Source organism: Streptomyces sp. NPDC004111 (genome assembly GCF_042874215.1).
In the GTDB taxonomy this organism is placed as follows: domain Bacteria; phylum Actinomycetota; class Actinomycetes; order Streptomycetales; family Streptomycetaceae; genus Streptomyces.
In genome coordinates this window covers 18,428-37,624 of sequence record NZ_JBIAMU010000039.1, presented here as the reverse complement: position 1 = coordinate 37,624, position 19,197 = coordinate 18,428, and the positions used below count along the sequence as shown (strand labels likewise).

General features: G+C 69.9%; 18 protein-coding genes. 8 read left to right on the top strand and 10 right to left on the bottom strand.

From position 1 onward, the window contains the following. Nucleotides 1-45: 45 nt before the first annotated feature. The gene (locus ACFYVL_RS43235) at nucleotides 46-1,341 is read right to left on the bottom strand and encodes an MFS transporter (RefSeq protein WP_389255413.1); all 1,296 of its coding nucleotides are present in this window, start codon (nucleotides 1,339-1,341) and stop codon (nucleotides 46-48) included. Between the two features lie 142 nt (nucleotides 1,342-1,483). Here ACFYVL_RS43235 and ACFYVL_RS43230 point away from each other — a divergent pair, with 142 nt between their 5' ends. Then, entirely contained in the window at nucleotides 1,484-2,062 is a 579-nt protein-coding gene (locus tag ACFYVL_RS43230; RefSeq protein WP_389255411.1) for a TetR/AcrR family transcriptional regulator, read from the top strand. Nucleotides 2,063-2,083: 21 nt separating this feature from the next. Here the strand turns inward: ACFYVL_RS43230 and ACFYVL_RS43225 are convergent, their stop codons facing one another. Next, entirely contained in the window at nucleotides 2,084-3,010 is a 927-nt protein-coding gene (locus ACFYVL_RS43225; protein WP_389255409.1) for a formylglycine-generating enzyme family protein, read from the bottom strand. Nucleotides 3,011-3,086: 76 nt separating this feature from the next. Between ACFYVL_RS43225 and ACFYVL_RS43220 the strand changes: the two genes are divergently transcribed. From ACFYVL_RS43220 to ACFYVL_RS43200, 5 genes are all read left to right on the top strand, one after another. After that, complete coding sequence (locus tag ACFYVL_RS43220; protein ID WP_389255407.1) at nucleotides 3,087-3,659, top strand: PadR family transcriptional regulator; 573 nt, start codon at nucleotides 3,087-3,089, stop codon at nucleotides 3,657-3,659. Between the two features lie 22 nt (nucleotides 3,660-3,681). After that, nucleotides 3,682-5,043, top strand: coding sequence for an MFS transporter (locus tag ACFYVL_RS43215; RefSeq protein ID WP_389255405.1), 1,362 nt, complete (start codon nucleotides 3,682-3,684; stop codon nucleotides 5,041-5,043). Nucleotides 5,044-5,145: 102 nt separating this feature from the next. Further along, the gene (locus ACFYVL_RS43210) at nucleotides 5,146-6,345 is read left to right on the top strand and encodes a glycoside hydrolase family 1 protein (protein WP_389255403.1); all 1,200 of its coding nucleotides are present in this window, start codon (nucleotides 5,146-5,148) and stop codon (nucleotides 6,343-6,345) included. A gap of 47 nt (nucleotides 6,346-6,392) precedes the next feature. Further along, complete coding sequence (locus ACFYVL_RS43205) at nucleotides 6,393-8,159, top strand: sulfatase (protein ID WP_389255401.1); 1,767 nt, start codon at nucleotides 6,393-6,395, stop codon at nucleotides 8,157-8,159. Nucleotides 8,160-8,359: 200 nt separating this feature from the next. Then, a complete protein-coding gene (locus ACFYVL_RS43200; RefSeq protein ID WP_389255399.1) occupies nucleotides 8,360-9,121 on the top strand; it encodes a Clp protease N-terminal domain-containing protein in 762 nt (253 codons plus the stop codon). A 376-nt stretch (nucleotides 9,122-9,497) separates the two neighbouring features. Here ACFYVL_RS43200 and ACFYVL_RS43195 read toward each other — a convergent pair whose 3' ends face one another. Next, on the bottom strand, nucleotides 9,498-9,872 hold the full coding sequence (locus ACFYVL_RS43195) for an ANTAR domain-containing protein (protein ID WP_389255397.1): 375 nt from the start codon (nucleotides 9,870-9,872) through the stop codon (nucleotides 9,498-9,500). A gap of 529 nt (nucleotides 9,873-10,401) precedes the next feature. On the opposite strand from ACFYVL_RS43195, the gene ACFYVL_RS43190 reads away from it, so the two are divergent. Continuing rightward, on the top strand, nucleotides 10,402-11,982 hold the full coding sequence (locus ACFYVL_RS43190; protein WP_389255395.1) for an aspartate:alanine exchanger family transporter: 1,581 nt from the start codon (nucleotides 10,402-10,404) through the stop codon (nucleotides 11,980-11,982). 225 nt (nucleotides 11,983-12,207) lie between these two features. Here the strand turns inward: ACFYVL_RS43190 and ACFYVL_RS43185 are convergent, their stop codons facing one another. The 5 genes from ACFYVL_RS43185 to ACFYVL_RS43165 form a co-directional block, all read right to left on the bottom strand. Next, nucleotides 12,208-13,482, bottom strand: a complete 1,275-nt coding sequence (locus ACFYVL_RS43185) for a hypothetical protein (RefSeq protein WP_389255393.1) — start codon at nucleotides 13,480-13,482, stop codon at nucleotides 12,208-12,210. 198 nt (nucleotides 13,483-13,680) lie between these two features. Continuing rightward, the gene (locus ACFYVL_RS43180) at nucleotides 13,681-14,184 is read right to left on the bottom strand and encodes a hypothetical protein (protein ID WP_389255391.1); all 504 of its coding nucleotides are present in this window, start codon (nucleotides 14,182-14,184) and stop codon (nucleotides 13,681-13,683) included. Continuing rightward, nucleotides 14,181-14,636, bottom strand: a complete 456-nt coding sequence (locus ACFYVL_RS43175) for a DUF6228 family protein (protein WP_389255389.1) — start codon at nucleotides 14,634-14,636, stop codon at nucleotides 14,181-14,183. The genes ACFYVL_RS43180 and ACFYVL_RS43175 overlap by 4 nt, the downstream gene beginning before the upstream one ends. A 33-nt stretch (nucleotides 14,637-14,669) precedes the next feature. Beyond that, nucleotides 14,670-14,939, bottom strand: a complete 270-nt coding sequence (locus tag ACFYVL_RS43170; RefSeq protein WP_389255387.1) for a DUF2199 domain-containing protein — start codon at nucleotides 14,937-14,939, stop codon at nucleotides 14,670-14,672. Nucleotides 14,940-15,128: 189 nt separating this feature from the next. Further along, the gene (locus ACFYVL_RS43165; protein ID WP_389255385.1) at nucleotides 15,129-15,761 is read right to left on the bottom strand and encodes a TetR/AcrR family transcriptional regulator; all 633 of its coding nucleotides are present in this window, start codon (nucleotides 15,759-15,761) and stop codon (nucleotides 15,129-15,131) included. 100 nt (nucleotides 15,762-15,861) lie between these two features. Between ACFYVL_RS43165 and ACFYVL_RS43160 the strand changes: the two genes are divergently transcribed. Beyond that, the gene (locus tag ACFYVL_RS43160) at nucleotides 15,862-16,776 is read left to right on the top strand and encodes an NmrA/HSCARG family protein (RefSeq protein WP_389255383.1); all 915 of its coding nucleotides are present in this window, start codon (nucleotides 15,862-15,864) and stop codon (nucleotides 16,774-16,776) included. Nucleotides 16,777-17,372: 596 nt separating this feature from the next. On the opposite strand, the gene ACFYVL_RS43155 is transcribed toward ACFYVL_RS43160, so the two are convergent. Both ACFYVL_RS43155 and ACFYVL_RS43150 read right to left on the bottom strand, forming a co-directional pair. Beyond that, nucleotides 17,373-18,650, bottom strand: a complete 1,278-nt coding sequence (locus ACFYVL_RS43155; RefSeq protein ID WP_389255381.1) for a hypothetical protein — start codon at nucleotides 18,648-18,650, stop codon at nucleotides 17,373-17,375. 81 nt (nucleotides 18,651-18,731) lie between these two features. Then, on the bottom strand, nucleotides 18,732-19,127 hold the full coding sequence (locus ACFYVL_RS43150) for a hypothetical protein (protein WP_389255379.1): 396 nt from the start codon (nucleotides 19,125-19,127) through the stop codon (nucleotides 18,732-18,734). Between the last annotated feature and the right edge of the window lie 70 nt (nucleotides 19,128-19,197).

Here is a 19,197-nt window from a genome sequence, read left to right as displayed (position 1 = left end):
TCCTTGAGGTGTGCGGGAAGAAAGGGGAGGTGAGGTACGGGAGCGTCAGCGGACGCTGCGGACGCGCAGGACCGCGAGCGCGCCGAGCACTCCGAAGGCCGTGGCCGTGGGGAACAGGGTCTGGTAGCCGCCCAGTCCGACGACCACGGCGGCAGCGACGGCGGGCGCGAGGGCCTGCGGGAGCGCGGCGGCGACGTTCACGACGCCGAGGTCACGGGCGTAGGAACGGTGCGAGGGCAGGACCTGGGAGATGAGGGCGGTGTCCACGCCCTGGAAGCAGCCGAAGCCGAGGCCCACCAGGAACGCCATCACGAGCATCCCGGTGAGCGTGGGCACGGCGAGCGGGACGAGCATGGCGCAGCCGATCAGGGCGGCCGAGGCGACCACGAAGGGTTTGCGCCTGCCGAGCCGGTCCGACAGGGGGCCGCAGACGAGCGTGGACGGAAGGATTCCGGCGATTCCGGCCAGCGCGAGGGAGGGCACCCGGTCGATCGCCTCGTCGCCGAGGCCGATGTGGTCCTGGAGGATGTAGAGCTTGTAGCCCAGGACCAGGAAGTACGCCTGGTAGGTGCACAGCCGCCCGACGAAGACCCAGAAGAAGTCCGGGTGTGCGCGGGGGTCGGGCAGCAGCTCCTTCAGGAACACCCTCGCGCGGAAGGGCTCCGGGGTCAGGTCCCGGCTGGGCCGGTCCGGGTTCAGGACGACGAAGACGCCGGCGGCGGCGACGGAGAGAACCGCGAGCAGGACGTACGCCAGGGCGACGCGTTCTTCGAGTACGGACCCCAGGATCTGCCCGCCCAGCGACCCGCCCATGGAACTGATCCCGAGCACGGCCGCGTACTGCCCGCGCTTGTCGGCGGGCACACGGTCGGGCATGACCGCCGCCAGCGGCCCCATCGCGAAGTTGTAGCCGAGGTGCACGAAGCACCAGGCGGCCAGGATCGCGGGGACCGAGTCGAGGTGCGCCATGACGACGAGCGCCGTGCCGCCGGTCAGTACGCCGGCCGCGATCCACGGTGTACGTCTGCCGAAGCGGGTGCGGGTGCGGTCCGAGACCGCGCCTGCGACCGGCTGGGCCACCATCGCGACGATCGCCCCGACGGTGGTGACCAGTGCGAGAGCGCCGACCTTGGCGTCCTCGCCGACGGTGCGCTGGATCTGCAGGGCCAGCAGGATGCTGGGCACCGCGCCCCAGACGAGGGCGATGCTCAGGGTGGCCGGTCCGGCGCACGCGGTCAGGCGGCGCAGCGCGGGGCCGGTCACGGTGGGGCCGGACGCCGGGGCGGCGGACGGTGCGGCGGGGGCGGGCGGGACCACGGGTCCCTCCAGGGGTCCTTGCACGGGCACGACCTTCTTTCGGCCGACGGCGGCCATGGCCCTGTCGGTTGTGGATCACGCGGATGCCGAGAAACAGTACGGCGTACTGTTTTGGTGGGCAAGGGTCGGCCCGGGACGAATTCGGCCGCCGCATAGGCTGAGCGCCGTGAAAGCGAAGAGTTCGTACGCCAAGGGTGTGGCCAAGCGCGAGGAGATCCTCCGCACGACCCTGGAGGTCTTCGGCCGCGAGGGCGAACGGAACACCACACTGCGTACGGTCGCCAAGGAGAGCGGGATCAGCCTCACCGGCCTGATGCACTACTTCGCGTCCAAGGACCACCTCCTCACCGAGGTGCTCCGGGCCAGCGACCGGGCGGCGGAGGCCCGCTTCCGCGCGCCGGACGCCGTGCGCGACCCGGGCGAGTTCCTGGCCCTGGCGCTGAGTGCGAACTCCGAGAACACGGCCAGGGCCAAGCTCTACGTCACCCTCGTCGCCGCGTCGACCGACCCGGCGCACCCGGCCCACGCCCACTTCAAGGAGCGGTACGCGCTGCTGCGGGCCACCATCGTCGACCATCTGGCGGCCGAGGCGCGGGAGGGGCGCCTGCGCCCCGACCTTGACCCGGACTTCACCGCCTCGGCGCTGGTCGCGGCGTCCGACGGCATCATGCTGCAGTGGCTGAGCGACCCCTCCATCGACATGGCGGACCATGTCCGGCGGGTCTGGCGGACACTGACCGCCTGACCTGCCCGCCCCGCCCGTCCCTCAGCGCGCGACCGTCCTGAATCCGCAGTTCCCGCTGCTGGAGGCGGGGGTGTTGGCCGAGCGCGCGGCCACCCGGTAGCGGTGGCAGTACGAGTGGTGGCAGAGGTAGGACCCGCCGCGCATGACACGGCGCTCGCCCGTCGGCGGCCCCTGCGGGTCGGCCGAGGGCGACTGTGCGTAGTAGTCCGGTGCGAACCAGTCGGCGCACCACTCCCAGACGTTGCCCGCGACCTCGTACAGCCCGAAGCCGTTGGGCGGATACGTGCGCACGGGTGCGGTGGCGAGATGGCCGTCGGCGCCGGTGTTCTCGTACGGAAACCTGCCCTGCCAGATGTTGCACAGCCACCGCCCTCCTGGGTTCAGCTCGTCGCCCCAGGCGAAGCGCCGCCCCTTGAGCCCGCCGCGCGCCGCGTACTCCCACTCCGCCTCCGTCGGCAGTCGGCGGCCCGCCCAGGCGCAGTACGCCACGGCGTCGTCCCAGCTCACGTGCACCACGGGGTGGTCGGGCTCGGCGTCGGACAGCGGGCCGTGCGGGTGGCGCCAGTCGGCTCCCCGTACCTCCAGCCACCACGGGACCGCCGCGTCCACCGCAGCGATGTCGGCCCGTGAGGCGGCGACCGCGAGGTGGAAGACCGCCGAGCGGCCCTCCTGCTCGGCCACGGTCACGTACCCGCTGTCCTCGACGAAGGCCCGGAACATCGCGACGGTGACGGTCGTGACGTCGATGGAGTACGGGGCGAGGCGTACGGCGTGCACGGGTTGTTCGCCGTCGGCCGGATACCCCTCGCCGAAGGCGTCGCCCATCGCGAACTCGGCTGTATCCAGGGGTACTTGGGCGTGCCTGGGATGTGCGGCGGCCGGTGCGGGGAGCGGTCGCGGAGCGGCGTTCCGGGATTTTGATGTGCAGCAGTCCATTGACGTTTCCATGCGGCGAGTATAGGAATTCGCACATAGGTGAGAACGCACATAGGTGACCGGCAGGTCACCGGGAGAGGTCACCCGCGTGAAGTTCGAGCACGTCCTGCTGGGCCTGCTGGCCCGTCGCCCCTACAGCGGCTACGACCTGCACAAATGGCTGGAGTCGGACGGACAGTTCGTGTGGGCGAAGGCTCATCACAGCCAGATCTACCGAAAGCTCGCGCAGATGGAGACCGAGGGCTGGGTGACCCACGAGGTCGACTCCCGCGAAGGCCGTCCCGACGCCAAGGTGTACCGGCTCACCCCTGCCGGGCGCGACGTGCTGCTGGCCTGGGTGCGCTCGCCGTACGAGCCGTCGAGCCGCCCTCACGAGACCGACTTCACCGCGCGCCTCAGCGTGGCCGCACCCCTCGACAAGGACGTGGCGATCGCGCTGCTGCGGACCGAAATCGCCCACCGCCGTGCCCAGATCGCCAAGAACCGCGGCCGGGACCGCTCCCTGCACTACGAGGACCCGCTGCCGGGTCTCGACCAGGACATCGACCGGCAGATCCACGAATCGCTCCACGTACTGGGGGCGGGCGCGATGGACCACTGGGTCGCCTGGCTCGAAGAGGTACTGGGCCGTCTGACGCGCGGAACCGACAGGAACGACTGACGCACAGAATCGAGACGGCACCATGACCGAGCTCGGCAAGAGCTCCGGGCGTCCCACCAAGGACGCCCCCGCGAACGGCATACACGTCAAGGGCCGCTACCGCCAACTCACCCTGCTCGGCGGCACCATGATCGTCGACAGCACCGAAGCAAGCCTGGTCAGCAGCCTCTTCCCGCTGATCAGACAGTCCCTGGGCATCTCGCTCGGGGCCCTGGGGATCCTCACCGCGGCCAGCAAGATCGTGGGTGTCTTCACCGGGCCCTTCTGGATCTGGGCCGCACAGCGCTACTCCCGCAAGAGCGTGCTCGTCGTGGCCACCGGGCTGTGGGGAGTCTGGGGCATAGCCGCCGGCTTCTCCCAGAACTTCACCCAGCTCCTGGTCTTCTACACCGTCCTGGCAGCGGGCTATGCCGCCGCGGGCCCGATCATCACCGAGATCCTCGGCGACCTCTTCTCCAGTTCCTCCAGGGGGCGCGCCGTCGGAGTCCTGTACGGGACGGTGTCGCTGGTCGGCGCGGTGATCGGGCCGCTCAAGGGGCAGCTCGCGGGCGTGGACGAGGGCTGGCGCTGGGGCCTGTGGGGCATCGGCGTGTTCAACGTCGTGCTCGGCATCGCCCTGCTGGTCTGGTTCCACGACCCGGGCCGGGGAGCCGCCGAACAGCAGCTCGCCGACCTCGACCGGAACACCCGCGAGGCCCACTCGAAGCTGACCTGGGACAAGGCGTTCTCACTGCTGCGGATCCGCAGCCTGAACATCCTCCTCGTCTCACGGCTGCTGTCCGGGCACCTCCTGGTGATCACGTACGGCGTGGTCTTCCTCGTGGACGTGCAGGGCTTCAGCACCCAGAAGGCGGCGCTCGTCCTCCTGCCCTTCGGCGTCGGCTACTTCCTGGGAACCCTCCTGGGCGGTGCGGCACTGGACCGGCTCACGCGGCGCAGCCCTCGCTACGGGCCGGTCGCGATCCTCCAAGGAGCCCAGTTCGCCTTCGCCGCCGTCGCCTTCCTCAGCACCCAGTTCTCGTACGACAGCATCCTCGTGTACAGCGTCCTGTTCGCCGCGCTCGGCGCGACGCAGGGCATCAACCCGAGCGTCAACCGCCCCATGGTCATGGCCATCACCCCGCCCGAACTGCGGGGCCCGGCCTTCGTGCTGTACGGCTCGATCGCCGAGGCTGTCGCCTGGGCGGGATTCAGCCTCGGGGCGGGCTTCCTCGCCGACGCCCTCGGCCTCCAGGTCGTCTTCCTGTGGGTCCTGGTCGTCCTGATGCTGGTGAACGGCCTCTTCCTCACCCTGCTCTACCGCCCGTACGCCGCCGACACGGCCCGCGTGCAGCGGGAACTGGACACCCGCCGCAGGGACGCGCTGGCCTCGCCCGAGGTCTGACAGCTCCGTACCCGGCACCTCGCAGCCCGGTTCGCCTATCGCAGCCAGGCACCTGGTGTCCCGATACCTGACATCCCGACATCCGAAGCGAGCAACATCCCCATGGCACACGCACGCCGACTGCCCGACGACTTCCTCTGGGGCACCTCCACCGCCGCCCATCAGACCGAGGGCAACAACACCAACAGCGACTGGTGGTACTTCGAGCACCAGGAGAACCCGTACGTCAAGGAGCCCAGCGGAGACGCCTGCGACAGCTATCACCGCTGGCCCGAGGAAATGGACGTGCTGGCCGAACTGGGCTTCACCGACTACCGGTTCAGCATCGAGTGGGCGCGCATCGAGCCCGCCCCCGGCGAGTTCTCGAACGCCGAGATCGCCCACTACCGGCGCATGGTCGAGGGCGCCGTCGCACGGGGCCTGCGCCCCATGGTGACGCTGCACCACTTCACCACCCCTCGCTGGTTCCTGGAGCGCGGCGGGTGGGCCGCCGCGGGTTCGGACGAGTTGTTCGCCCGGTACGTCGCGGCAGCCGCACCCGTCTACGCCACCGACGTGGCACACGTGTGCACGATCAACGAGCCCAACATGGTCGCCTCCATGGCCGTCGCGTACCAGGCCGTGATCTCCGGCCGGCCACTGCCCGCGACCGGGCTCCCCGCACCGGACGGGGCCACCACGCAAGCGCTGATCCGGGCCCACCACCGCGCCGCCGAAACGGTCAAGTCCCTCGCACCGCACGTCAGGACGGGCTGGTCGGTCGCCAACTTGGTGTGCCAGCCCCTGCCCGGAGCCGAGGACGTTGCCGCGGCCTACCGCCGTCCCCGCGTGGACGTCTTCCTCGAAGCCGCCCGGGGCGACGACTGGCTCGGCGTCCAGTCGTACACCCGTACCCTCATCGGCCCGGACGGCCCCCTGCCCGTACCGGAGGACGCCGAACGCACCCTCACCGGATGGGAGTACTACCCCGAGGCCCTGGGGCACGCCGTTCGGCACAGCGCCTCCGTGGCCCCCGGCGTCCCGCTGATCGTCACCGAGAACGGCCTCGCCACCGCCGACGACACCCGCCGCGTCCACTACACCGCCGGCGCACTGAAGGCGCTCGCCGCAGCCATGGACGACGGCATCGACGTCCGCGGCTACTACCACTGGAGCGCGCTCGACAACTACGAATGGGGCCGCTACGCACCCACCTTCGGCCTGATCGCCGTGGACCGCGAGACCTTCGTCCGTACGCCCAAGCCGTCCGCCGCCTGGCTGGGCGAGGCCGGACGCACCCGTGTCCTGCCCACCACAGCCTGACCCCTCCCCGACGACCCTCCCCCTCCGTCGAAAGGAGCATCCCCGTCGTGAAGGCGATCATGGTGATGTTCGACAGTCTCAACCGGCACATGCTGCCCCCCTACGGCGGCGACTGGACACACGCCCCGAACTTCGCCCGGCTCGCAGAACGGGCCGTGACGTTCGACCACGCGTACGCGGGCTCCATGCCCTGCATGCCTGCCCGGCGCGAACTCCACACCGGGCGGCACAACTTCCTGCACCGCGGCTGGGGCCCGCTGGAGCCGTTCGACGACTCCATGCCCGAACTGCTGAAGCAGCACGGCGTCTACACCCACCTCGTCAGCGACCACCCGCACTACTGGGAGGACGGCGGCGCGACCTACCACGGCCGCTACCACACCTGGGAGTTCTTTCGGGGGCAGGAGGGCGACCCGTGGAAGGGGCAGGTCGCGGACCCGCCGATGCCCGAGGACCTCAAGAAGGTGCGGTTCGGGACCGGGTACCGGCAGGACTGGGTCAACCGGCAGCACACGGCCACCGAGGACCGGCATCCGCAGACCCTGACCTTCGACGCGGGCCTCGAATTCGTCGCGACGAACAAGGACGCCGACCGGTGGTTCGTACAGATCGAGACCTTCGATCCGCACGAGCCCTTCTTCAGCCCCCAGCGGTACAAGGACCTCTACCCCCACGACTACGCGGGCCCGCACTTCGACTGGCCCGACTACAAGCGGGTCGTCGAGACCGACGAGCAGGTCCACCACGGGCGGATGGAATACGGGGCACTCCTGTCCATGTGCGACCGGTCGCTGGGACGCGTCCTGGACACCATGGACGAACTTCAGCTGTGGGACGACACCCTGCTGATCGTCAACACCGACCACGGACTGCTGCTCGGTGAGAAGGGCTGGTGGGGCAAGAGCGTCCAGCCGTGGTTCAACGAACTGGTGCACCTGCCGCTGTTCGTGTGGGACCCGCGCACGGCGGTGGCGGGAGCCCGGCGCGAAGCCCTGGTGCAGACGGTCGACCTGGCACCCACCCTGCTGGAGTTCTTCGGCGTCGACCGTCCCGCCGACATGCAGGGCAGGCCCCTGCCGGTCGCGGTGGACGAACCCGTACGGGAGGCGGGCCTGTTCGGCATCCACGGCGGACACGTCAACGTCACCGACGGGCGGTACGTGTACATGCGCGCCCCCGCATCCCCCTCCAACATTCCCCTGTACGAACACACCTTGATGCCCACCCACATGCGGGGACGCTTCACCCCCGGCGAACTGGCGGACCTGGAACTGGTCGCCCCCTTCTCCTTCACCAAGGGCGTGTCGACCCTGCGCACGACGGGCCGCGGCATCCTCAACCCGTACCACCACGGCACCCTCCTCTTCGACCTGGAGAGCGACCCCGAACAGCTGACGCCGCTGGTCGACGACACGACCGAGCTGCGCATGGCGACGCTGCTGGTCGAGCTGATGCGGGCCAACGACGCACCGCCGAGCCAGTACGAACGCCTCGGGCTGCCAGGACAGGGACCGGTGACGGAAGCCCACCTGCTGGTCCGGGCCCAGCGCGAACAGTCCCGACGGGCGGCGGAGCCGTTGCCCCGGGCCGAAGAGTTTCCCGAGGGCAGACTCTCGCTGCGTACGCCGATCCAGGCCCTGCTCTCCGACCCGTTCGCCGTGGAGGTGCTGCGCAGGCACCTGCCGGGGGTGGCCGACTCCGAACTGCTCCAGGTGGTCGGGGCCACGCCGCTCATCGACGTCGCCGCCATGGCGGGCGCGCTCTTCCCACCCTCCCGGCTGCGCCTGATCGCGGAGGAGCTCAGCAAGCTGTGAGGCCGTTTCTGGTTCACGCCAGGGTCCCTCGTCCGCTGCTGATCGTCCCCGATGGCCGGGTCGCACCCGGCCTCGACGAGCCCGAACCACGCATTGCCGCGAAAGCGGACCACAGTCATCGGGCACGACCGAGCCTAGTTATATAACCCCTCTGGGGTTATATTGGGGTCATAGTCCACGGACCCTGTGAGGTGTGCACGATGCCGAAGATCAACGTGTATCTGCCCGACGAGCTGGCCGAGGCGGTCAAAGAGGCCGGTGTACCGGTGTCAGCCGTGTGCCAGCGCGCCCTGGAACAGGCCGTACGAAGGGTGACCGCCATCCGGGAGACGGCCCTGGGAGACCTCGACGGCGAACCGACCGGGGCACTGGCCCACTTCACCGCCAGGACACGGACCGTGCTCAAACTGGCGGTGGAGCGGGCGGAAGTGGCCGGCGCGCCGCGGATGAGCACCGAGCATCTGCTGGGCGCCATGGTGGACGAGGGCACCAATCTCGCTCTCCACGTGCTGCGCGCCATGGAGATCCCACCGGAGCGGGTGAGCGGAGATCTGGCCAGGCGGCAGCCCGAGGAACAGATTCCCGCCGCACCGGACGGCGATCCGCGCCGCTTCGACGGGCCCGCGGCCAACGCCCTGGAGCTGGCGGTCACCGAGGCGACCGCCCTGGGCCACAACTACATCGGCTGCGAGCACCTGCTGCTCGGCCTGACCGTGGAGCCCGACGGGGTCGCCGGGCAGGTTCTGCGCGGTCTGGGCGCGGAGCCCAAGCTCGTACGCCGTGCCGTCACGGCCGCGCTGGCGGGCTATGTCCACCTGCGGGCCCAGAGCGGACAGGATCAGCCGACGGCACCCACCGCCGCGCAGCAGGCGCTCACCGCGGCCGTCCGCCAGGAAATTGAGCCGCTGAGCCGTCGCCTCGCCCGACTGGAGGAGCACCTCGGACTGACCGAGGAAGGCTGACTGCGGTGCTCGTCCGGGATGGCGGAACGCCGCCCGGTCGCGCGCGGCGGTGGGACCACCGCCTTCGTCCGTCCTGGCAGCGGCTGCTGATGCTGGCTGTCCTGTTCCTGACCGTGTGGGGATGTGTGTGGTGAGACGCGTGCTGGTGGCGACCGGCGACATTCTGGGCCCATGTCCGTGCCCCGTATCGGCTGGGGCAGTCCGGCACCCACCATGCTCGACCTGGGCCGCCGGGCCCGCTCCGCGCTGCTGGACGACGGCTCGTTCGGGGGCACCGCACCTGAACGGGCCCGAACGCTGCCGGGATTGTGCGGAAGAGCCCGGGGCACACACCATTCCTTGCGCAGAGGCTGAGCAGCAGGTGCGGGGGAAACCGTCAGCGAAGTGAGTCCGTGCGCTGGGCCTGTGAGTCTGTGCGCTGGGCCTGGGGGAGTCCGGCGTCGCCGTTCCCGGCCGGGGCAGCAAGTCTTGATCGCCATGCGGTGAGGGCCGCGTCCAGGTGAGGACGGAGGTGTTCCGGCAGCCGGTCGCCCCCGGTGAGGTCGGCCGTGATCGCAGCGGCGATGTCCCGCAGTTTGATGTTGCTGTGCTGGGAGACGTGGACCAGGATCGTCCAGGCCTCGGCGGCGCTGCACCCATGGGTGGCCATCAGGGCGCCGCGCGCGATGTCCACCCGGGGCCGGGCCCGGATGGCTTCCCTGAGCTGGGCTGCTTCCGCTTCCAGCTGGGCTACCCGCTCGGCGGCGGACACACCTGGTCTGTCACTTCCACTTTCCTGGGGGTTCCGGGTCTGCTGCCCGGCGGGCTGGAGAGGTCGCATGTATCGCCACTGCCCCCTCCCGTCCCGTCAACGCAGGACTTTCGGACGTCGCCTCCCCTTCCCGGGGCGCCCGGGAAGGGGCTTCACGCAGCCCGGCGGCTCAGGGCGATATGGCGGGCAGTAGCTGCGCGGGCCGGTCTTCAGGCCCAGTGCGAGAAGAAGAGGCCCATGCTGCTGTGCGGGTGCGACCGCCTTGGTCCAGTTCCGCCCGGTGCCGGTGCCAGTGCCAGTGCCGTATCGGCTCTCGGCCGGTCTTTGTCTCCGCCGGCAGCAACACCACACCGCCGATGCCGCCGGTGGCACCTCGGCTGGCAGGGCCGCCCCACCTCGCGGACGATGTAGCCACGCGGGCAGACGACTCTGTCCGCACGCCGTTGGGCCGCGCATGTGCCCGTACGGCGACTCCGACTCAACCGGAACTGTGGCACAACGGACATCCGTACCTCCAAGGGGTCTCACCGTGTGGCAATTTTTCGCGGACCAGCCATGGGTGGCCGTGTTCTCGGTCGTCGCGCTGGGTTCCCTGCTCGGCCTGTGCCGCTTCGGTCCCGTGAAGCTCGGTGCGGCCGGTGTCCTCTTCGTGGGCCTGCTGGTCGGAGCCCTGGACAAGAACATCGGTCCCGCCGTCCCCACCGGCGTCTCCGCCCTGGGGCTGGCCCTCTACGTCTACACGGTGGGGCTGGAGGCGGGGCCCGCGTTCTTCCGGGAGCTGCGCGGCCAGCTCGCGGTGATGGCGGCGGCGATCGTCGCCCTAGTGATCACAGCGGGCGTGGTGGGTTTTGTGGGGCGCCGGTGGTTCGACATCAGCGGCCCCTATCTCGCCGGCGGATACGCGGGCATCGGCACCACCACCCCCGGTCTGGCGGCAGCCCAGGCCGCCTCCGAGAACCCGGCGGAGCCCGCGGTCGGTTATGCGATCGGTTATCCGCTCGCGGTCGTCGTCACGATCCTGTTCATCGCGGTCCTCGCGGGCCGTCGGCACTGGAAGGCCCGCCGGGACCCCGGCTCCGGCCTTCCCGCCGAGCTCGTCACCCGCACGGTCAATGTGACGGGGGACGTCCGGTGGGGCGACGTTCCCGGCGTCGCCACCCATCGCGTGCTGGCCAGCGAATACCGTCCCGCCGGCGGCGAACCGCGCATCGCCCATGCCCTGGACGCGCTGGGGGCAGGAGACCTGGTCGTACTGGTCGGCGGGGAGAACGACGTGCGCGAGGCCACCGCGTACCTCGGCGAACTCGCACCGTTCGACCTCTTGGACGACCGCAGCACGGTCGACTACCGGCGCATCCTGCTCACCGACCCGGACCTCGCGGGCCGCACCGTCGCCGAACTCGGGCTGGACTCGCGCTACGGAGCCCTCGTCAGCAGGGTCAGGCGCGGTGACTTCGACATGCTCGCCCACGACGACCTCGTACTCCAACTGGACGACCGGCTGCGGGTGGTCATGCCGCGCGGCCGGGCCGACGCGGTCACCAGCCACCTCGGCGACAAGGAGAGCAGGGTCAGCGAGGTGAGCGCGGTCAGCCTGGGGGTGGGCCTGGCGCTGGGATTCCTGATCGGCATCCCCTCGCTCACACTGGGCGGCACCACCCTCGCCCTGGGCGCCGGTGCGGGCCCGCTCGTGATGGGCATGCTCCTCGGCTGGCGGCGTCGTACGGGGCCCCTGGTCTGGACACTGCCGACGCGGGCGAACCTGACCCTGCGGCAGGTGGGGCTCCTGCTGTTCCTCGCGGTGGTGGGGCTGACGTCGGGATACTCCTTCCGCGAGAACGCCTTCTCGGTCTTCGGCCTCAAGCTGGTGGCGGTCCTGACCCTCGGCGCCTTCGTCAGCTACTTGCTGATGGTGCTCGGCGCCAAATGGCTCGGACAGAGCAGAGAGCGCACCATGGGCCTGCTGTCCGGGTACGTGGGAAACCCCGCGATCCTCGCGTACGCCAACGGCAGGGCAACCGACAGCCGGATCAACTCCGGGTACTCCACCCTGTTCGCTCTCGGGATCCTCGTAAAGATCGTCTGCATCCAGCTGATCGTCGGGCTGTAGGAGAGCGCCGCCTTGCGCTGCGGGCCAGAGCAACTCCCACCTGCGCAGAGCCCGCCCGCCGGTACAAGCCGGGCGAAGCAGCCGCCGTCACGGACTCGCGCCTGCCACAAGATCAGCGGCAGAAGTGCCTTCACCTGCTCGCCTCGCCGGGGGCGGCAGGGGGCCGCGGGACCTCGTCTCCGGCTGCTCCGGTGCACCGGGCGGCAGAGCAGCCGGAGCCTCGGCTCACCCGGTCGCGGGGTACACGTGCAGGTCGATGCCCGCCGCGGCGTACTCGTTGATCCTGTACGTGTCGGCGCCCTCGAAGAGGCTGCGGTCCTTGCCCGTGCGGGCGTCGAGGATGACACCGCCGGCGTAGACGGCACCGTGGAAGGCGTTGGTGACGTCCGGCTTCTTCCGTGACGCGTCGCCCTCGGAGATGGTCCAGAGCGCCATGCGGCTCTTCGCGTCGATGCCCCGTACGGTCTCCTTGGTGTTGCAGACGATCACGGACCGCTGGTCGTCGAAACAGTGGGTGAAGCTGCCGTCCGGTGCACTGGGCACGAACTCGCCCGTCCGGCTGTCGCGCAGCGAGCTTGAGACGAAGAAGCCGCCTCCCACCTGCTCGACCTCCACGGCGGTGAGGCCCGCCTTCTTCCAGCGCGGCGAGCCGTCCGTGACCGCCAGGCCCGCCAGCGTGAGGTCTTCCTCCTCGGTGTGCCAGCCGTCGATCGCCTGGAAGGTCGCCTCGTCGCCGAGCTGGACACCGATCACGACGCCGCTGTCCAGCGCGCCCCCGGCGAAGCCCTCCCTCTGCCAGGTCACCTGGCGGCTCTTCAGGTCGACGGCATAGGTGGTTGCGCTCCGGCCGCCCTCGCTGCCGGAGTCGTCCTTGCTGGTGAAGACCCTGACGGCCGCGATGCCGTCCTCGGCGCCGAACACGCCCGGCTCCAGGCTGCCGCTGACGGCCGCCCCCTTGGGTGCGGGCAGGCGGATCGTCCAGGACACCTTGCCGGTGTCGGCGTCGACGGAGCGCAGGTAGACGTCGGTCCGGTCGACCGGGGTGCCCGAGCCCTTCGTGGTGTCGGCGTAGGCGAAGAGGACGCCCGTGTGCCCGTCCTGCAGGGCGAAGACCGGCGGGATGGTCTGGTCGTCGCTCGGCACGCCTGCCTTGCCGGTGTACCAGTCCTTACGGCCGAGGGGGGAGGACCAGAGCTTCCGCCCGGAATGGGTGTCGTAGGCGTCCAGGGCCTCGGAGGTCCGGTGGTACAGCCGGGGCCCGTGCAGGGCGAACCCCCAGTCCTTGATGTCCTCGTCCACGGGCAGCGTTGTCTCCTTGCCGAACTTCGCCGGCGGATCGAACGCCTGCGCCTTCGACGCGGCGGGAGGCCTGGCGCCGGAGGCCACACCCTTGGCCCCGGCGTCCCCTTCCGTCCCGTCTGGGCTTCCGGAACAGCCCGCCAAACCTGTCAGCACGGCCACGAGGGCCAGATGCATGACGTGCCGGTGCGTCGCTCGCACAGTGATCTCCCCCGTTGGTCAACTCCGGCGCAGCTTAACGGTGTTGACCTGCCTGCGCGTTCCCTTAAAGATCCCGGCGCCACCGAGCGGACCCGCGGAGGACCGGGCGGTCTGGCGGCGTACGCCGGGGCCGGCTGCCGAGGGAAGGTTCGTTCTGGGACGGTCCAAGTCGAGCGAGACGGAATTGGCTGGGCTGTCTCACTCAACCTGAGCAGAGGACTGTTGTGGCGAGGTGTCAGGGTCGCGGTGGTGGGAGTGGCAGAGGCGCCTGAGGGCTTCGAGTTCGGTTCGTGGAAAGTGTTCGCCCCATTTACCTCGGTAGCCGCTCTCGCCGTAGGTCTGCGCGACCTCGTCGAAGCAGCGGATCACGGTGCGGGCGAGTTGGTCGATGCCGAGTTGACTGGACCAGATCTCGGCTCCCTTGTTGTCGTGCTCTCTGCCATGACGCAGTTCCAGCACGCGGGTCCAGGTGTCCACGCCTTCGCGGTAGAAGATCCACCGGTAGGCGGTCGGTTCGGCCTCGAACTGGGCACGGGTCTCCGGCTCGCCCGCGACGAGCCGGGCCACCGCGGTCAGGAGCTCCTCGGGTGCACTGGTGATGTAGGACGCGGTGAGCTCGACTTTTGATTGGTGATCTTCAAGGGTGCAGTCGGCCCATCCGGAACCCGTCAGCCTCCAGGTGATGCGCATGCCGGATGTCACTGGTGCTCCTGAGTGAGGAAGGCCCGGACTTGGGTCGCCAGGGAAGTCATCTGCTCGCCGGCCTCCAGCCAGGTGGTCACCGAGGCGTTCCAGCCGCCCGTGTCCTGCGTCCAGGGCCGCAAGGTCCAGGTCAGGCCGACGTGGCCGCCGGACCGGAAGACCGCCGACACCGCCAGGTCGTGGTCGCTGGTCTGCCAGCTCCGTTCGCCGTCCCATCCCCGGAAGTCGGCGGCGAGCTTCTCAAGGAACGCGGTGAGGTCGCTGTCCCAGATCCAGGCGACGACCTCGTCGACGCGAGCGGTCAACCCGGGAGCCCGCACCTCGACGGCATAGTGCGTGGAGTCTGCGTCGAAGCTGAACCGGTCACAGAACGTCACGCCGACGGACGCGTTGTCCTGGCAGCGGACGGTCACGGTGGCTTCGTCGTCAGTGTCGACGTCTGGTGTGGTCATGGGCGGAACGCTAGGTCAGCAGCGCGTTCGACGTCACTCGGATTCGCTGTCGGTGGGGTGGGGGACGGCTTCGGCGGTTGCACGGAGGCGCTCCGAAGCGATGCCGGGCCGCTGTTCGACCAAGAGAGGGTGGTCGGTCGGCTCCAGTTCGAGGAAGGGGCGCTGCCTGATGGGGCCGGTGTGGATGTGAGTCTTCGCGCTGATGGTGCTGGGTGAGTAGGGCCGCCCCCGCTGTCTGCGGCTGGTGGCGAGGTTCGAAGCGGTCCCGCGCCGGTGCTGGGGGTGCTGTGGGTGCTGTGGCACTGGCGCAGGGACGGGCGAGGGGACCGGATTCTGTGGCTGCCCGGCGACGAAGTCGTACTGCGCCGTAAACGGTCGCGCCTGAGCCGACGTCGAGGCGCCGTCACCGGGGACGTCGGATGCGCTGCCGGAGACGGCCGGCCGGTGCAGCTTGGTTGTCAGCGAGGAGGCATCCCATGGGATGCCTCCCTGTCACCCGTGCCCGTTGGGCAGGCGTTCTGTCTGCGGTGTCGAAGGGCTGGAGTTCCCGGGCACCCGGGCTGTGCCCTGCTCAGGGCTCAGTCCTTCTACGGCGAGGTGGAAAAGGCGGACGGCCTGGGTGGCGGGGTCCTCGTGGTGCTCGGTGGCCAGGGCGATGCCGACGGAGAGGGTCAGCAGGTCGTGGAAGGTGACGTGCGGTGCGACCGCCTTGTCGCGAATGGCCCGCTCGAGCAGGGGGGTTCCGGCCGCTTCGATCTTGCTGCCGCAGCTGTTCGGGGAGGGGTCTTCGGTGGGGGGTTCGTAGCTGAGGATGTGGGCGAATCCGCGGGCTGAGACGGCGTAGAGGACGAGGGCGTGGAGCCACTCCAGGAGTGCGGTGCGCCCGTCCTCGGTCGTGCTCAACCGGTGGGCGCGTTCGCACAGGCCCTCGATGCGCTCCTGGAAGACGGCTTCGAGGAGCGCTCGGCGGGTGGGGAAGTGGCGTCGCACGGTCGCCGAACCGACGCCCGCGGTACGGGCGATCTGCTCCTGGGACGCCTCGGCGCCGTGCGCGGCGACCTCTGCTTCGGCAACGGCGAGGATGCGTTGATAGTTGCGCCGGGCGTCCGAGCGTTGACCGGTCATGATCTCCTCCTTGCTAAACGGCGGGCCCCGCCATATCTTAGCGGCACGAAAACGGCGGGCCCCGCCGTTTTCTCTCCGTGGTCCGTGAGGAGCAGCAACCATGCCCAGCAGCAGCGATGTCGTCCTGGTCACCGGTGCCACCGGACAGCAAGGCGGGGCCACCGCTCGGGCGCTCCTGGCCGCCCAGGTGCCCGTCCGTGCGCTCGTACGCGACCCGTCGTCGAAGCCCGCCCGGACGATCGAGGCGCTGGGCGCCGAACTGGTGCGGGCGGACCTTTCCGACCGGTCCTCTCTCGCCCCGGCGGTCGAGGGGGTCCGCGCGGTGTTCTCGGTGCAGATGCCGCCCATGAACGGGACCGGTGCGGACTTCGCGGGCGAACTCGCCCAGGCCACCAACCTGGTGGACGCGGCGAAGGCCGCAGGAGTACGGCAATTCGTACAGTCCTCGACCAGCGGCGTCGGTGAACACACCCGCGCCGCGGGCTGGGCCGAGGGCCGCTGGGCGGCGATGGCCGACTACTTCCACACCAAGCAGGCGATCATGGAGGCGGTACGTGGCGCGGGTTTCGCCCGGTGGACGATGATCAAGCCCGCCTTCTTCATGGAGAACCTGCCCCAACTGGCGCCCAAGGGGCTCCGCGGCGGTCTGCTGACGGTGCTGAAGCCGGACACGGAACTGGCTCTGATAGCCGTGCGGGACATCGGAACGGCCGCCGCGCACGCCTTTCAGGACCCCGACCGGTTCCACCGAGTGGAACTGGAACTGGCCGGTGACCTGCGCACGATGGCGCAGATCGCGCAGACCTTGTCCGCCGCCTGGGACGTGCCGGTGACCGCGCCCTCCATGACCGTGGAAGAGGCCCTTGCAGCGGGCATGCCGATGTGGGGAGCCGGACACGAGTGGAACAACGTGGTCCTCCAGCCCGCCCGGCCCGCATTCGCCCGCGAGCTGGGTATCCCGCTCACCACCTTTGCCGAGTGGGCGAGCGAGCAGTTGACACCCGTCTCCCGTTAGGGGCATCCGGCGCGGCGACCTTCGGCAGCGCCCGCCAGAGCGAGAAGCCCCGGGGGCCGGTGAGCACCTGGGCTTGCCCCGTGCCCGGCTTGCCCGGTGGCCCTGCCAGCAGTGTGGCAGCACAGGCGGCGATGTCGTGGCAGTCGATGTGGGCCACGGCCGTGGTGCCGTGGGAGCTGATCAGGTCGCCGTACGGGGTGAATGCCGCTGGTGCAAGAAAGTTCTGCATGAAGCCGGCGGGACGCAGCAGCGTCCCGTCGATCGCGGACTTCTGGCGGCGGATCATCGACTGCTCCCCGTCCAGCGGCAGGGCGCCGCCGCTGTTGAGGAACAGGCGGTCCGCACCGCTGAGTGCCGTGGCGAGGAGCCAGGATCGTCGAGGTCCGCGACCACGAAGTCGCAGTCCAGTGCCCGCCCCTTGGCCTCGTCGCGGACCAGCGCCCGGAGCGCCGCGCCGTCCTGGCCCTCATGGCGCCCGCGACGTCCGGATGCCCCTTCGCGTGATATCCCGCCGAGGCCGGAACAGACCTGCCACCTGACAGAACCGGCAGGCTCTTTGAGCGAACGTCGCGAGGTAGGGGGCGTGCCTGCTGCTCTCAGTAGTCGCGGGAAGGGTCGGGGGCGACGAGCAGGCCGGTTACGGCGTCGAGCCGCAGCGCCTGCTGGGCTTTGCCCTGGGTTCCTACGTTGATCAGCCAGAGGGGGCGCCACTGTTCGTGGACCTGCTCGGCGAGCAGGAATCCCGTGCCAATGGCCTTCAGGCTGCTGGTCTGTTCCGCGGTGTGTTCTGCCTGGGTGCGGCTGACCCGGACGGCCGGAAGGGCCGGGTCGGGAGCGAAGCGGGTGGTCAGGGCCATGAGGCGTCCGGCTCGGTTGAGGGTGAAGTCCAGGCGCATGGGCATCAGGACGTTGTTGCGGTGGCGCCGGTAGCTGATCAGGACAGGGCCGTCGTCTTTGCCGAGCGGCCGCAACTGGGCCTGCAGCCCGCGGGTGTACCGGGCAAACCACCGGTTTGCGAACTGTGCCGCGGTTCTCCTGAGTTGGATGTCCGTGAGATTCCCGGCGGCGCCCTGGCCGTCCTTGGACTCGGCGGAGAAGATCCGGTGGTGGTCCCAGTCGAGTTCGGTGTGGCCCTGGTCGGTGTAGACGGCGATGCGCAGTGGCTGCTCGCCGAGCTGGGGGGTCTGCCGGATGCTGTTGACCCGGGTGCGGGATCCGAAGAGGGCGAGTGTGGTGTCGCGGGCCCAGGAGACCTGGGCGGGGGACAGGTCCTGGCCGTCGGAGAGCCCCGCGACCGGGGTGATCGCCGTCTGGAACACCAGCACCACGGCAAGCGCCCCGCCGGCCGTGAGGACCGTACCCCTCAGTAGTTCCGTACGGGGATAGGAGCGCCCGCGCTCACGCAGCCACAACCACAGCGTTGCTGTTGCCCATCCGGCAGCCGCGCCGATGCAGTTCAGGTACAGGTCGATGTAGGTACAGGTCCGCCCGAGCGGGAGGGCGGCCTGGGCCAGCTCGACGCCTGGAACGACCAGGCAGGTGATGCCGAGCGAGGTGAGGGGGCGCCGGGTGGCGAGGACGAGCAGGAAGCACGGCAGCGCGAAGATCACCGCGTTGAGCTGACCGGGAACCGTCTGCAGCGCACCGTGCAGGGTGGTTCCGGTCGCACACACCAGTTCCGAGGGGCCGTTGTTGGCGCCCGGGTTGAGGGTGACGGCCAGCGCGCCGGCGAAGAGGACCGCCGACGCAACGGCCAGGACCGGTGAGCGTTCACGGGCACGGGCCCACAGCACCGCGGGCAGCCCGAGCATCGCCGCCAGCACGAGGAAGAGTGCCGTCACACCGGGCAGCGCGTTGAGGGAGGCTTCGATCACTGAACTTCCTTGTGCGTAAAGAGGGAAGGGGCGACTCGGGCGCCGGACGGCCGGCTGGGAGTGCGGAACGAGGGAGAGGTCTCAGCAAGGGTTGATGGCCGGGGCCCAGAACTGGCCCCGGTCCTGCTCGGCCAGGCCGCCGACGGCCGAGAACTGACTGGGCACGGGCTGTCCGCCGAAACTGGAGGCCTGCTTCTGCCCGCGCTTTATCTTGTACGGGAAAGAACTGTGAGTGTTGTTGCCCGTCCGCATCAGGAAGGTGACGTTGACCGGGCTTCCGTTGCCGGGAGAGCCGGGGAACGTCTGGTGGCGGAGCTCCCTCAGTTCCGGGTCCGGGGTGCGGCTGCGGCTGGTGCAACCGGTCATCGGCCCGACCGACCAGGGAAGTGTGGCGCTCAGCGCGCGGAGGTCGGCGTGTGCCTGCTGGGGCTCTTTGCCTGCGACGAGGAGGTTTGAGGGTGAGTCGTACGAGGCCATCCCCAAACGTATGGCCCCAGGGAGAGCTAAGCGACGCCCCGCCATAGGTGGGTGGTCTTGCGTGGCCGGG

Excerpts from the sequence above, each read along its gene's own strand:
- ACFYVL_RS43210 (WP_389255403.1), top strand. The coding sequence starts at position 5,146 with ATGGCACACGCACGCCGACTGCCCGACGACTTCCTCTGGGGCACCTCC.
- ACFYVL_RS43225 (WP_389255409.1), bottom strand. The coding sequence starts at position 3,010 with ATGGAAACGTCAATGGACTGCTGCACATCAAAATCCCGGAACGCCGCT.
- ACFYVL_RS43150 (WP_389255379.1), bottom strand. The coding sequence starts at position 19,127 with ATGGCCTCGTACGACTCACCCTCAAACCTCCTCGTCGCAGGCAAAGAG.
- ACFYVL_RS43160 (WP_389255383.1), top strand. The coding sequence starts at position 15,862 with ATGCCCAGCAGCAGCGATGTCGTCCTGGTCACCGGTGCCACCGGACAG.
- ACFYVL_RS43215 (WP_389255405.1), top strand. The coding sequence starts at position 3,682 with ATGACCGAGCTCGGCAAGAGCTCCGGGCGTCCCACCAAGGACGCCCCC.
- ACFYVL_RS43200 (WP_389255399.1), top strand. The coding sequence starts at position 8,360 with ATGCCGAAGATCAACGTGTATCTGCCCGACGAGCTGGCCGAGGCGGTC.
- ACFYVL_RS43175 (WP_389255389.1), bottom strand. The coding sequence starts at position 14,636 with ATGACCACACCAGACGTCGACACTGACGACGAAGCCACCGTGACCGTC.
- ACFYVL_RS43165 (WP_389255385.1), bottom strand. The coding sequence starts at position 15,761 with ATGACCGGTCAACGCTCGGACGCCCGGCGCAACTATCAACGCATCCTC.